The sequence below is a fragment of the Thiococcus pfennigii genome, from assembly GCF_016583835.1.
Taxonomy (GTDB): Bacteria; Pseudomonadota; Gammaproteobacteria; order Chromatiales; family Chromatiaceae; genus Thiococcus; species Thiococcus pfennigii.
Genome location: NZ_NRRW01000003.1, coordinates 1 through 13,943 on the forward strand (window position 1 = coordinate 1; position 13,943 = coordinate 13,943).

The 13,943-nt window shown below is 68.3% G+C and carries 11 protein-coding genes; 7 read left to right on the plus strand and 4 right to left on the minus strand.

Going from position 1 to position 13,943, the window contains the following annotated elements:
* Positions 1–190 precede the first annotated feature (190 nt).
* The 5 genes from CKO41_RS01545 (at position 191) to CKO41_RS01565 (ending at position 4,938) form a co-directional block, all read left to right on the plus strand.
* Positions 191–1,114, plus strand: coding sequence for a putative porin (locus tag CKO41_RS01545; protein ID WP_200381038.1), 924 nt, complete (start codon positions 191–193; stop codon positions 1,112–1,114).
* Positions 1,115–1,126: 12 nt separating this feature from the next.
* Positions 1,127–2,020 (plus strand): metal ABC transporter substrate-binding protein, encoded by an 894-nt coding sequence (locus tag CKO41_RS01550; protein ID WP_200254623.1) that lies wholly within the window; start codon positions 1,127–1,129, stop codon positions 2,018–2,020.
* Positions 2,020–2,586, plus strand: a complete 567-nt coding sequence (locus CKO41_RS01555; RefSeq protein ID WP_200254624.1) for an ATP-binding cassette domain-containing protein — start codon at positions 2,020–2,022, stop codon at positions 2,584–2,586. Before CKO41_RS01550 ends, CKO41_RS01555 begins: the two co-directional genes overlap by 1 nt.
* Positions 2,583–3,407: a metal ABC transporter permease gene (locus tag CKO41_RS01560; protein WP_200381039.1), complete on the plus strand. Its 825-nt coding sequence runs from the start codon at positions 2,583–2,585 to the stop codon at positions 3,405–3,407. The genes CKO41_RS01555 and CKO41_RS01560 overlap by 4 nt, the downstream gene beginning before the upstream one ends.
* A 445-nt stretch (positions 3,408–3,852) precedes the next feature.
* A complete protein-coding gene (locus tag CKO41_RS01565) occupies positions 3,853–4,938 on the plus strand; it encodes an alpha/beta hydrolase family protein (protein WP_200381040.1) in 1,086 nt (361 codons plus the stop codon).
* Here CKO41_RS01565 and CKO41_RS01570 read toward each other — a convergent pair.
* The 4 genes from CKO41_RS01570 to CKO41_RS01585 form a co-directional block, all read right to left on the minus strand.
* On the minus strand, positions 4,914–5,258 hold the full coding sequence (locus CKO41_RS01570) for a DUF2149 domain-containing protein (RefSeq protein WP_207143632.1): 345 nt from the start codon (positions 5,256–5,258) through the stop codon (positions 4,914–4,916). The genes CKO41_RS01565 and CKO41_RS01570 overlap by 25 nt on opposite strands.
* Entirely contained in the window at positions 5,251–5,721 is a 471-nt protein-coding gene (locus CKO41_RS01575; RefSeq protein WP_200251284.1) for a MotA/TolQ/ExbB proton channel family protein, read from the minus strand. The genes CKO41_RS01570 and CKO41_RS01575 overlap by 8 nt, the downstream gene beginning before the upstream one ends.
* Positions 5,722–5,789: 68 nt before the next feature.
* Positions 5,790–9,716: a cobaltochelatase subunit CobN gene (gene cobN / locus CKO41_RS01580; protein WP_200381041.1), complete on the minus strand. Its 3,927-nt coding sequence runs from the start codon at positions 9,714–9,716 to the stop codon at positions 5,790–5,792.
* A gap of 21 nt (positions 9,717–9,737) precedes the next feature.
* A complete protein-coding gene (locus tag CKO41_RS01585) occupies positions 9,738–11,729 on the minus strand; it encodes a TonB-dependent receptor domain-containing protein (RefSeq protein ID WP_200381042.1) in 1,992 nt (663 codons plus the stop codon).
* Between the two features lie 244 nt (positions 11,730–11,973).
* Here CKO41_RS01585 and CKO41_RS01590 point away from each other — a divergent pair, with 244 nt between their 5' ends.
* Positions 11,974–13,266: an MFS transporter gene (locus CKO41_RS01590; RefSeq protein WP_420826441.1), complete on the plus strand. Its 1,293-nt coding sequence runs from the start codon at positions 11,974–11,976 to the stop codon at positions 13,264–13,266.
* 310 nt (positions 13,267–13,576) lie between these two features.
* Positions 13,577–13,894, plus strand: a complete 318-nt coding sequence (locus CKO41_RS01595; protein WP_200251293.1) for an ATPase — start codon at positions 13,577–13,579, stop codon at positions 13,892–13,894.
* Positions 13,895–13,943: the final 49 nt, after the last annotated feature.

A 13,943-nucleotide genomic window follows, 5' to 3' on the forward strand; every position in this document is an offset into this window, starting at 1 on the left:
CCCCCGCGCGGCGCTACGCCGCTGCACGTCGCACCGAATATGCCTTCGCCGATGTGCGCCGAGCGCTCGCCCATGAGCTCGCCGACGTCGGTTTCGGGGTCGACTGCGGCGATCCCGGCCACGGCACTCGAAATCCCCTCATCGCGGCTGTCATGCGGTTAGTCGCCTGAGGAAAACGAGAAACTTCAGCTTGAAGGTCAAGGCCGGAAAATTCCTCTCCGACGTTGGTTACATGAACAACCAGCACCCGCACAGCTGGGACTTCACCGACCAGAATCTCGCCTATCTCAATCTGCTCGGCGACCATGGCCTACGCGACACCGGCGTGCAGATCACCTGGTTGCCGGATTGGGGGCATTACACCCTGTTCGGCCTCGAGGCATTCCAGGGCGAGCAGGAGAAACTCGGCGCGCTGGCCGACGTCGGCGACGGACTCGAGGCAGAACTCGCCGATGCCGGGCTGAGCGTCGACGACCTCGCTCTCGGTGACGAGCAAGACGGACCGCGACTGTACACGGCATTCGTCAAATTCGCCCCCGACCTCGGCTACGACCACGCCCTACAGCTCGGCGCCTGGGGTGGCTGGGCCGACCAGCACCAGGAGATCCATGGCGACCCGGAGGATGGCAACCTCCATACCCTCGAAGGCGATGCCTGGATGTGGGGCGTAGATGCCGTGTACAAGTACGCCGGCGGTGGCGCCTATGGCAAGGGTGACTTCAAGCTGCAGGGCGAATACATCTGGCAACGCAAGGATCTCGACCTGCAATTCCATCAGGCGAACCCGGCATTGGTCGGCGCCGAGCGCCAATTTACCGAGGATGGACTCTATCTACAGGGCCTGTACGGATTCGCGCCACGTTGGCAGGCAGGTCTGCGCTATGACGTCGTGGGCCTGACCAACAAACTGGAAAGCGGTGGCAGCACGCTGCGCGAGTGGAATGACTCGGATCGCTGGACCGCGGCGTTGACCTGGACGCCGACCGAGTATTCACGGCTGCGCCTGCAATACGCGATGGCGGATATCACGATCGACGGCGAGTCCAACGCGTTCGACTACGTCTACCTGCAGTACATCATGAGTCTGGGCTCGCACGGCGCCCACAAGTTCTGACGGGGTACGAAAATGAAAACGATCAGCTCATTGCTGGTAGCCGCCTTCACGATGTTACTCGCGTCATCGGCCTGGGCCGCATTGGACATCGCGGCAACCAGTTCCAGTACTGGGGCGCTGGTTCGCGAGATCGCGGGGGAACACGCGAATCTGACCGTTCTGGCACCACCCGACCGCGATCTGCATCACTTGCAGGCCCGCCCGAGCATGATTCGGGCGCTGCGAGGGGCGGATCTGGTGGTGGCGCTCGGGGCGGACCTCGAGGTCGGCTGGCTACCGCTGGCGATCAGCCAGGCGGCCAATCCGAAAATCCTGCCGGGCAATCCAGGCTACTTCGAAGCCGCGGCGCAGGTGAGCTTGCTCGACATCGGGGGTCCGGCCGACCGAGCCTTGGGTGACGTTCATCCAACGGGCAACCCGCACGTGAATATGGACCCGGTGCGCATGGCCGAAGTGGCCACGGCCCTGGCGGAACGCCTGGCGAGACTCGATGGCGAGCATGCCGCGGACTATCGCGCTCGTGCCCAGACCTTTGGGCGGCGGGTCGACGAACGGGTAGCGACTTGGCATCGACGGCTCGCCAATCCACCCGGTGTCGTCTCGTTCCACAAAGACGTCATCTACCTGCTCGAGCGATTCGACGTCCCCTATTGGGGAACGCTCGAGCCCGTGCCCGGGGTCCCGCCGACCGCGTCGCACATTCGCACGTTGATCAATGAACTGCAAGGCAGGTCCGGCCTGGTATTGTCCACGACCTATCAGCCCGACCAGGCACCCGCATCGATCGCCAATGCCTTGGGATGGAGGCAAGTCCGGCTACCCTTGGAGCCGCCGCTCGATGCCGATGGCGATGGCTACCTGCAACATATGCAGCGTTGGGTCGACGCACTGGCGGGCGGCGGTTGATGACGCAGACCCTGATCGTTGCCAATGGGCTGGTGGCCGGTTACGCAAAGCCGGTCATCGGTCCCTTGTCGTTTTCGGTCGGGGTCGGCGAAGTCGTGGGCCTATGGGGTGCCAACGGTTGCGGCAAATCGACCCTGCTGCGCGCCATCGCAGGCAACGCCCGGATCTTCGACGGAGATCTCGGGCGCCCACCAGGGCTGACCCTGGCCTGGCAGATGCAGCAACCGGTGCGGCTCGACGAAATGCCCCTCGATGGTCACGACTACCTGCGCTATGCACAGGCCCACCGGCAGGCGCCGCCGAACCGCCTGGCCCCGTGGCTGGACCAGCGCATCGATACATTGAGCGGTGGCCAGTTCCAGCTACTGGCAGTATGGGCCATGCTCGGCGGACAATGCGACCTGGTGATGCTCGACGAGCCGACGAACAACCTGGACCCGACCGGCGAACAACTACTCACGGAGATGCTGCAATCCCAGCAAGGCCGTCGCGCAGTGCTCCTGGCCAGCCATGAGCGGCGATTCCTCGACGAGGCCTGCAGCCGGATCTTGGAGATCGGTCGATGAACGGGGACGCGCTGCTGGACCCGCTGTTCCGAATCCCGTTCGCCGCCGGCCTGCTGCTAGCCCTGGCCCTGCCGATCGTAGGGACACTCCTGCGCCTCAGGGACGAGTGGCTGGCAGCCCTCGGACTCGCGCACCTGGCCGGCGCCAGCGGGCTCGTGGGCCTGGCCGCGGGGATCCCTACCGTTCTTGGTGCCCCGCTCGGCGCGCTGGGTGGCGCATTCGTCAAGTCGTTCGGACGCTTCCGCGGCAACACCGTCTACGCGCTCATGATCCTGGTCGGCTGGGCGGCCACATTGTTGGTCGCCGCCAATACCGCCCTTGGCAGCGCCATGGGCCATGCGCTCGTCGAAGGGCAACTCTACTTCGCCGGCCGCGCCCACCTGGCCGGCACGCTCGTCTATGTTGCGTCCACGCTCGCCCTCTTGCCGTGGATGATCCCGGTGCTCGTGCGTACCCGCCTGTTCCCCGGCCTGGAGATCTCCGATCAACGGTCTACCCAGCGGTGGCAACTTGGATTCGACCTGTTGGTGGCGCTGGGCATGGCCCTGGGCACAAGCACCCTCGGGCTGATGGCCGCCTTCGCGCTGGTGTTCGTGCCACCTTGGGTGGCCTTCCAGCGCGCACCCCACTGGCGCGCCTGCCTGACGATGAGCGCCGGGCTGGGCATCCTCGCCTACGTCCTGGCGTTCGCCATCGCCCTGGCCTGGGATCAGCCCTTCGGACCGACCCTCGTAGCCGTTCTGATCGCCGTGGCAGGGCTGACCATCTTCCAGGGACACGTCGCGGCACGGCGCCTCGGACCTCCGCCGGTATCGTCTTAGCGATCCGCCGTATCGAAGGCAACCTGGGACAGGTCCGCGAGCGCTTCACGGGCTGTCCTCTCAACACCGATGACCGGCCGACGGTCGAGTTCCAGGCCCCCGTCACCCACCGCGCCGAGGCCGCAGGACATCAGAACTGGCCCACTGGCGAGCGGTTGCTTCGCCTCCTGGCGAAATCGCCCCGCATGCCACCCGGTGGACGTACATCGACGCGGACAGCGAGTACAGCAGTGCGGATGTTCCCAGACCGCCGCCAACGACGATCGGAGACCTTGAAAGATTGCCATCCGGGCAATCTTTCAAGCCGGCATCCTTACCCCGCGCGGGCACCGTGAATCTTTCACGGTGCCCTATCGTTGTCTTTGTCGTAATCGACGATCGGACTACGATTAGGACAACGACAACGAACAGCCTCGGGATTTCTGAACTGCTGCACTAGGATGCGATGATGACCAGGCGAATCAAACTGATTGCGAGTGCCGTTGCGGATCCGAAGACGATCCGGTTCGAGGCGGCCGGCAAGATCACCCTGACACCCGGGCCCGTTCGCGAAGGCGGCCGGGGCGCAAACCGTGGCTTCAAGCGCATCGGCCTGGCCGCGCTCTCGGTCGTCGCCGCCGCGCCCTCGTTCGCGGCCGGCGTCTCGGCCGACCCGGGCCTTCGGGACGACCCTGGCATGGCCCGGCACGCGGCAGGCCCCGTGCGGGTGCTGGAGGACATCGTCCTGCCCAGCGGGGACCTGGCCGATCTGTACCTGCCGCGCGTGCCGCGGGGTCGTGCGCGTCTCTTCGAAGACGCCTTCCCGCTCGTTGCCCTGCTGCAGGGCGCCCAGGTCGACAAGTCGCAATACGGCCGAGTCGCCAGCGAGGTCGCCGGCCATGGCTTCGTCGTCGTCGTCCCGAACCATCCGAACCCCCTCTTTCGGGGCGGGTTGTTCACGGAGGTCGAGGTCGTCACGGAGGTCTTCGATGCCGCCGTCGCGGCCGATGAGGATCCGGGCTCTCCGCTCTACCAGGTCGTCGACACGGCGAGCATGGGGCTGATCGGCCACTCCTTCGGTGGGGCCGTTGGCCTATATGCCATCGCACACTGCTCACCGCGGCCCTTCAGGCGATGCGACCCGGATGAGCCGACCTACACGCCCCCCGAGGCGCTGCGCGCCGGCGCCTTCTACGGTACCCACCTGGTCTCGGGCGACGAGGTCACGGACCTGGATACCTCGGGCGCGGCCGTCGCGCTCATCCAGGGGACGCGAGACGGGGTGGCGACACCCCTCGAGGCGCAGGCGACCTATCCGGTGCTGGAATCACCGCGCGCCTTGGTCGAGATCGACGGGGCGACGCACTACGGCCTCTGCGACGAGGAAGACCCGGCCGGGGCGACCGAAGACCCCAACGAGCCCACGATCGACCAGGATGTCGCCACCCGCGAGATCGCCCGATGGATGGCCCTGTGGCTCGGGAACCACCTCCATCACCGGCGAGACGCCGAGCCGACCATCGCCCGTCAGTCATCAGCCTCCGGCACATAGATCAGGCTGCCGTCGGCGAGCCGGTAGGCGATCCCGGCACGGATGCCCTGCCCCTCGCCGATGGCGCCGGTGGCCTCGTACTGGGTCAGCTCCTGCCCGTCCTTGATCAGGATCTGCATGTCCTCCTGGCCGGGGTTGACGACCATGACGACCTCATCCTGGCTGAACGGGTTGAGCGGGTTCTGCATCAGGATGATCACGAGTACGGCGATGATGACGAGGAAGACATCGACGATATTGACGACCGACAGCACCGGGTCGTCGACCTCCTCGTGCTCCAGGTAACGGCGGCGCACCGCCCGCACCGCCCCGTCAGACATGACCCTGTTCCTCCAGGACGCGCAGATCGGCGAGCAGCCAGCGCCGCCGTACCGTGAGCACCCAGAAGGAGATGGACGCGGCGATCAGGGCGACGATGACGGCCGCGAAGGCGATGACCAGGTTCTCGCTGACCCCGCGGGCATCGCCCTCGGTCAGCGACATCAAGGCCGGCCCCATCGGGATCATGGTCGCGACCAGGCCCAGCATCGGGGCGGTGCGGGTGGCGAGGCGCAGGACCTCCAGGCGGCGCAGGATCCAGAGCTCCAGGTCCTCGGCGGCGCCGCCGGCCCGTTGCCAGTGCCGATGCAGGACCGACGCCCCGCCGCGCCGCCGCTGCCAGGCCTCCATCGCGAAGCCCCCGAGGCTGAAGAAGGCGTACAGGAACAGACCGAGGATGATCAACAGGACCGGCGCGAGGAAGAGCTGCGCCAGCTCGTACATCAGGGTTTCAAGGGCTTGCATGCGTATCGGCTCGCTTCAGGGTTGAGGAGTAAAGAGACATGTGCCGGATTCCATCGCGGCGCCGCCGGTCAGGCCGGCGCGCGTTGCGCGCGCCATTGCCTCGCCGCGCCGCCGGCCGTGACGAACGCCAGCAGCATCAGCAGCCAGACGACCTGCTCGGGCGTCGCGGCCGCCGCGGCGCGGCTGTCCTGGGGCTCCAGCCGTTGGCCCGTGACCGGCGTCGGATGGCCGACGGCGGCCTCGGCATCCGGTGGGACCAGGCCCTCGAGGCCGAAGCCCCCCGCGAGTTCGCGGACGTAGGGATCGACCTGGCTGCTCGCGGCCCGGTAGCCATGGCGCTCGACCGCGTCCAGGTAGACCTCGACCAGGGTCGCGAGGGTCGCCTCGCTGGCCTCCCAGTAGTCCTTGCGCACGGCCTCCAGCATCCGTTCGACGACCTGGGCCAGGGCGGTCGGATTGTGGGTCTCGAACCATTCGTCGAGATCGAGCCCGAGCGAGTCCTCGACATAGACCTCGAAGAAGGCCTGCCACTGATCGTCGCGGACGATCTCGGGCGCGGTCGCCTGCCAGCCCCAGAAGTTATTGATGGTATCGACGATGTTCAGCGTGCCGCCGTAGCCTTCCGCCTGCATCGCCTGGATCCACTGCGGATGGAGGTAACGGGCGCGCAGCTCGGTGGCGAGGAAGCGGGCCGCCGAGTCGATCCGATCCTGCGCGTTCGGGTCGCGCAGGTTGCTGATGTAGAGGCTCGGGCTCCGTCCGCTCAGGTGGCGAACTGCGAGCGCCAACCCGCCGAGGTATTGGAACGGATCGTCGGTCGAGAGCATCCCGTAGAGGTTCGATGAGCGCGACAGGACGGCGCCCTCGACGCCCTCGAGCTGCCTGGCATAGAGGTTCAGACCCTCCGGCCTGCGCCCCCACCGCGCGGTGTCCGGGCCGTAGGCGTACTGCATCCGCGCCAGGTAGAGCTCGGCCAGCTTCGCCTCGTCGTCCCAGGTGTCGGACGCGAGCGTCGCCTCGTCGAGGCCGGTGCCATAGGTGCCGGTCTCGTTGGAGAAGACCCGGGTCAGGGCCAGGTCCCGGGCCTCGTCGGCGCCCATCCCCTCCGCCAGCAGGCGGCGCTCCAACGCCAGGGTGTTGGCCCGCACCGGGTTGTCCGGTTCGTCGAGTTCGGCGACCCGGGCGACGGCCTTGGCGATCTGTTCCATCAGGTTCGGGAAATGGTCGCGGTACAGGCCGGTCGCCGAGACCACGACGTCGATCCGCGGCCGGCCGAGCGCCTCGCGCGGGATCACCTCGATCTCGGTGATGCGCCCGGCCCGATCCCAGATCGGGCGGACACCGAGGGCGTGGAAGACCTGCGCCTCGAGCACACCGAGATGGCGCATCGCCTCGACCGACCAGAGCGAGAAGGCGAGCTTCTCCGGCGGGCGGCCCTGCTCGGCTCGGTGCGCCTCGACCAGCGCGGCCAAGGCCGCCACGCCCGCGACATAGGCCTGTTCGGTCGGCAGCTTGGACGGATCGAAACCGTAATGGTTGCGCCCCGTCGGCAGGCTCTCGGGATTGCGGATCGGGTCGCCGCCATAGCGGGTCGCCAGGTAACGCCCATCGAGGGCGGTCGAGAGCCCGGCCAGCTCCTCGGCGGCCGCGAGCCTGGCGTAGTAGTCACGGGCCAGCGCGACCAGCTCGGCGGATCGTTCGTCGGGCGCGGGTTCGCCATCGAGCAGATGGCGCTCGAGGAAGCGGTAGGGTTCGCTCTCGCTCAGGCGCTGATAGTCCTCGACGAAGAGTTCCTCGGGCTCATCGATCGGCAGCAGGCGATACAGATCCTCGCCGAGCATCTGCATGACCGTGGTCAGGCGATGGCCCGGATCCGGCGCCTCGCCGAGGGTATGCAGACCGAGCGGCTGCGCCGACTGGGCGAGCTCATGCAGGTAGTCGTGCAGCGCCCGCTCGAAGGCGACGAAATCCGCGGCCGCCTCGTCGGCCGACCAGCCGAGATCCTGAAGCAGGTCGAGCGCCTCGGCCTCACGGATGATCGCCTGCTCGGTCTGCACCCTGACCGCCCCCTGATCGAGCAGCTCCCACTCGTGGATCAGGTCATGCAGCGGCATCAGCGCCTGATGGAGCCCGGCCGGCGCGAAGGGTGGGGTCTGGTGGCTGATGGTCACGGCCCGACCGCGACGCTTGGCCTGCGTCGCCTCGCCGATGTTGTCGACGATGTAGGGATAGGCGACCGGCAGATCGCCGAGCACCAGATAGGGGTCGTCATGGATCGACAGGCCGCGCTCCTTGCCCGGCATCCACTCCTGCGTGCCATGGGTGCCCAGATGGATCAGCGCGTCGGCGCCGAATCGCTCGCGGACGTAGAGATAACTGGCCAGATAGAAGTGGTTCACCGGGACACGGCTATCGTGATAGAGGGTCCGCTCCGCGGGCTCGCCGGCCTGTCCGCGCGGCGGCTGCGGCAGGATCACCAGGTGGTCGCGGGCGATGCGCGGGATCACGAAGGAGGCCGAGCCCGCCTCCTCGATGACCATCGGGCTCTCGCCCGCCGGCCCCCAGCGCGCGTCGATCCGCTCGCGCACGGCGGCCGGCAGGGTCGCGAACCAGGCCTCGTAATCGGCCAACGGCAGGCGCTCGGCCAGGCCCCGCTCGAGCAGTGGGCCGAGCGCCTCGGGCCGGTAGAAGGGCGCGAGCAGGGCGGAGCCGTCGGCGATCATCTGCGCCTCGTCGACCGGTTCGACCCGATAGCCGGCCTCGGCGAGCCCCTCGCTCAGCGCAGCCAGGCTGCGCGGTACGTTGAGAAACGAGGCGGCCAGGTTCTTCTCGCCCGGCGGGTAGTTGTAGAACATCACGGCGACCCGCTTGTCGGCGTTCGGCGTGTCGCGCAATCGGATCATACGCAACGCCTTGTCGACCAGTGCCTGCGCCTGCTCGGGGATCGCGACGAGGCGCCCCGCCTCGACGGCGGCCACGACCAGCGGATCGATCAGACCGGCCTGTTCCGGGATCGCCAGGTAGAAGGGCACCCCGCCCATCGCGATGCCCTCGGCGCTCGCCGCCCAGTCGGCCTCGTCACCGCTGCGCCAGCTGATCGCCTGCAACACGGGCACATCGAGCCGCGCGTAATCGGCACCGCGCTCGCCCAGGTACATGACCTGGTAGTTGATCAGCACGTCGATCGCCGCCTGGCCGTCGCCCATCACCAGATCCAGATCGCCCGGACTCGGCATGATCGGGTGGTAGAAGACCACGGGCACGGCCCCGGCCTGCTCGATGCGCTGCACCAGGTCGTCGATGTAGTCGGTCAGGGCCGAGGCGATCGAGGACTGGTAGATCGCGACCCCGATCCGCGGCCGCGCCTCGGTGCGCTCGGGGCCGAGCCACGCGAGATACGCATCCAGGTCGGCCAGCACGAGATCTGGATGCCGCGGGTGGTAGATCCCATGCTCGGGGAACACCAACGGTGGCGGCACCGCGGTCTCGCCGTCGCCCCAGAGCTGGTGCTTCAGGTACGCGAAGAGGCGCTCGAAATTGGTCACCCCGCCCTGGCGGTAATAGTCGTAGAGGACCGCGGCCCGCTCGGCGTCGAGCCGGTCGAACTGCGGGCCACGGGCCGCGACCAGCAACCAGGGTATCCCGGCCTCGTCCAACCAGGCCTGCGCCTTCCCGAGGATCTGCTGGGCGTCGCTCTCGCGTGGCGCATCGATCAGCACCATCCGAGTGCGGGCCACGACCTCGGGCAAGGGCGCGCCGTCCGTCCGATCCAGATTGTGCACGGCCAGCCGCAGACCGGCCGCCCGCGCCGCGTCGGCCACCGTGTCGAACTTGCCGGCCAGCACGAAGTCGTTGGTCAAGATCACCAGATCCGGCGACCCGCCAACGGCCCGCGGCGCCGTCGGCGGCTTGATCAGGAAGACCAGGATCAAGGCCACGATCGAACCGAGCAGAAGCCACCTGGCCGCCGGCCAAGGGTTAGCGATACCCGTCATGCGATACTCCGAGAAGGATGGCTAGTCGAACTGCGCCTGCAGACTGGCGTAGAAGAAGCGGCCCCGTTCCGAGTAGCCGAAGTCGTCGGACTTCTCCAACGGGTTCTCGTCGGTCAGGTTCTCGACCCCGAGTCCGAACTCGATGCCCCGCGCGAGGTCCTTGCGGACATTGAAGTGGACCAGGGTGTAGTCGGGCAGGTCGTAGCGGGTCGTGCCGGCGCCGTAGAGCACCTGGGAGCCCGTGTATTCGGCGCGCACTTGGGGTTTGAGCCCCCAAGGTGCCTGATCCCAGGTCACGCGGATGGCCCCGGTCGCCCGCGGCCGACCGGCCAGGCGGCGCTGATTGGTCTCGTCGCGCGCATCGAGGTAGGTGTAGTCGAGGGCCAGCTCGACGCCGCGCGGCAGCGTCAGCGCGAGCGAGGACTCGACCCCCTGCGTGCGGGCCCGGTCGATATTGATGTGCTCGAAGACCCGGCCGACCCGGCTGTCGCAGTTCTCGACGCACAGGTTCGCCAGCAGGTCGTCGATGTCATTGCGAAACAGCGTCAGGGTCGCGGCGATGCGACCGCCGTCGTAGGAGGCCCCCAGTTCGTAGTTGTCGGAATGCTCGGGCCGCAGATCCGGGTTGCCCCGGAAGCTGTGCGCCCCGGCGAAGCTGTATTCGGGCGACAGCTGTTTCAGCGTCGGGGCCTTGAAGCCCTGGCCATAGCCGCCGCGCAGCGTCCATTGCGGCCCGAGGTGATAGACCAGATAGGCGCGCGGGCTGGTCTCGGAGCCGAAGAAGCGCTGATCGTCGTAGCGCATCCCGAGCGTCAGGATCAGGTCGTCGAGTAGGCTCCATTCGTCCTGGACGAAGAGCGCGCGGTTGTCGGCCGTGTCCTCGCCCCCCGCGAGGGCCGGATGTTCGAGCGTCTCCTCGCGGTACTCGCCGCCGACGGTGACCAGGTGGCGCTCGAGGATCGGGAGCGTGACATGCCCGTCGATGATGTCCTCGAGCAGGTTCTGTCGGGTCGTCGGCGGGACCGCCGGATCATCGGTGCGGTTCTTCGCATCGAACCGCGAGCGATAGGCGTTGAGTGCGAGACTCGCCGGGCCGACCTCGCCGCGGTAGCTCGCGAAGTACTGGGAACGGTACAGGTCGTAGCTGCTGGTATGGATCGGCGGTCCACCACGGTGGTCGGTCTCGCGCCAGCGCTCCTCCTCGCCGCCGAGGGCGCCGATCTCGATGCGGTGACCCGGCACGGGCACGAAGGTCAAGGAACCGGTCGCGGCCAGCACGTCCTTGCCTTCCACCTCCGTCAGGCTCGGATCCGACTTCAACGCCGTATCGTCGACGCGTGCCGACAGGGCCGAGAACTTCAGGCCCAGCCGCTCATCGAGGAGCGGCCCCGAGACCGATGCGCCGAGCTGGTATTCGTCGCCACCGCGCCCGTGATCGGTCAGACCGCCCAGGACCCGCACGGCCCCCCGCCAGTCCTCGCCGACCGGCCGCGTGATGACATTGATGACACCGCCCATCGCATCGGTGCCATAGAGGGCCGACAGCGGACCGCGCACGATCTCGATGCGCTCGACATCGGTCAGCGGCACCCACGCATAGCCATAGTCCGAGTGACCGATGTACTCGTCGGTCGCCGTGACGCGGCGGCCATCGTTCAGCAACAGGACATGCTTGCTGTCGAGCCCGCGGATGTTGACGACGCGCCGCCCCGACAGACCCACGCCCGAGACGGTCACTCCGGGCGCCTCGCGCACGGCGTCGAAGACATCCCGCGCCGGCGTCGCGTCCAGGTCCTCGCGGGTGATGACGGTGACCGAACCCGGCGCGTCGCGCAGGTCGCGCTCGGTCAGGGTCGCCGTCACCACCAGCGACGGCAACTCCGCCACCGGCTCGGCCGCGGCATCGGCCGCGGCCAGCAGGGCCGCGACCGCGGCGGCGAGCCAGGACAGGGATCGGGGGCGAGCCGAGGAGATCGGCCCGCGAGGGACAGCGAGATCGGATGATGCAGCCATATCGTCTCCAGAAGGGCTCCCGCCTCGGGCGGGTGGATGCGACGCATGGCTGCTCGGCCCGCATCGCGCGGGCAGGAGTGGCTGCTAAAAGCGCATGATAATCGATTTTATTTGCGAGCGCAAAACCCAGCGCCCGATCGCGGCGCTTTGACAGCCCGCACCCCGTGGCCCGATGCTACCCCTCCCCGCCGCGGCCCAGCGCCCGTCGCGCGATGGCCGGTCCACAAGGAGCCCCAGCATGTCGATGTCGGCCACCGAACAAGCCCGCTTTTCCAGTCGCCGCTGGGGCGTCTTCTGGCTCCTCGTCGGCTCCTACGTGATGGTCTATTTCCATCGCATGGCCCCCGGGGTCGTGGCCTCGGACCTGATGCAGACCTTCGCGATCAGCGGCGCCGCCCTCGGCTCGCTGGCCGCGACCTACTACTACATCTATACGGCGATGCAGATTCCGGCCGGGGTGCTGGCCGACACGCTGGGGCCGCGGCTCAGTGTCACGGGTGGCGCCTTGGTCGCCGGCGGCGGCTCCATCCTGTTCGGGTTGGCCCCGGACTTCGCGACCGCGAGCTGGGGACGGTTCCTCGTCGGCCTCGGCGTCTCGGTGATCTTCGTCGGCCTGATGAAGAGCAATGCGGTCTGGTTCGCCGAGCGCCAGTACGGGCGGATCAGCGGCCTGACCCTGATGCTCGGCAATCTGGGTTCGATCCTGGCCGCCGGCCCGCTGGCCCTGCTCCTCGCCGGCGTGTCCTGGCGTCAGGTCTTCGTCGGCGCCGGCATCGTCTCGCTCGTGCTCGCGGCGCTGACCCTGTGGCAGGTGCGCAATCGCCCCGAGGACCTGGGCTTTCCGTCGGTGCGCGAACAGGAGGGCCTGGCGCCGCACCCGGCGCGCCGCCAACACTGGCTGCGCGACCTGCGGGCCGTGCTGGGGCACCGTGCGGCCTGGCCAGGGTTCTGGGTCAATTTCGGCGTCACCGGCAGCCTATTCGCGTTCGCCGGGCTCTGGGGGGTGCCGCTGATGCGCGATGTCTTCGATCTGGAGCGGACCTCGGCCTCCCTCTACACGACGATCGCCCTCGTCGGCTTCGCCATCGCCTCGCTCGCGGCCGGCTGGCTCTCGGATCGGCTCGGGCGGCGCCGGCCGGTCATCATCGGTGCGGCCGCGCTGTCCGGGCTCGCCTGGCTGGCGCTGATCCTGCTGCCCTGGCAGGTCGGCTGGAGCGGGCTGTCGCTCTACGGGCTCCTCGGCGTCGCCGCCGGGGGCTTCGTCGTCACCTACGCCGCCGCCAAGGAGTGCCTGCCGCCGGCGGTGGCCGGCATGGCGATCGCGCTGGTCAATACCGGCCTCTTCCTCGGCGCGGCCGTGATGCAGCCGGCCTTCGGCTGGGTGCTCGACCTGACCTGGGACGGCACCCTGCGCGAGGGGGTCCGCATCTATGCGATGGACGATTACCGCAACGGCCTCTGGCTCTCGTTCGCCTTCGCCGTCATCGCGCTGATCGCGGCACTGCGGGTACGCGAGACCCATTGCCGACACCTGTAGGGCGACCGGCTTCCAGCCGCCTGCCTCCAGCGCAGACCGAGATCGGGTGCGGCTGAAGCCGCATCGCAGTGCGCCCAGAAACCCAGGGCCATCGCCTTCCTGCGGCTCAAGCCGCACCCACCGCGAGGCAATCGACAGCCGCGTAGGCCTGGTGCGCGATTTTCCGGGAGTGGCCTGGGGTACGCACCGCCTACCCTACGTGGCTTGTCGTCGCCCCTGCGATGGTGAGAGGATCGACATCGACGCCGGCGAACGGTCCGCCGTCCTCGCCGGCGGTGTTCAATCTCAGCGCCACCTCGGAAGCCCAACGATGGACACCACCCTCCAGCGGCTGCTCGACGCCGAGATGCGCGCCGAACGGATCGCCCAGCAGGCGGAGGCCGAGCAGGATCAGATCGTCCAGGCCGCCGTCGCGGAGGCCCGTGCCGAGGAGGAGCGGCTGACCGCCCGGATCCCGGAGCTGCATCGTGCCCAGCTCGCGAAGGCCCAGGAGCGGGCCGAGCAGACGGTCGCCGAGCTCAAGCGCCGCTACGACGAGCGTCACGCGCGACTGCGCGACATGGCCGAGGAGCGCGAGGACGAGGCCCTCGAGGCGGCCTTCCGGGTGATGACGGATCCGCAGCTGTGATGCCCCCCGCTCGCCCCAACGAAGATCGGCCCTGACCGCCGCGCACGAG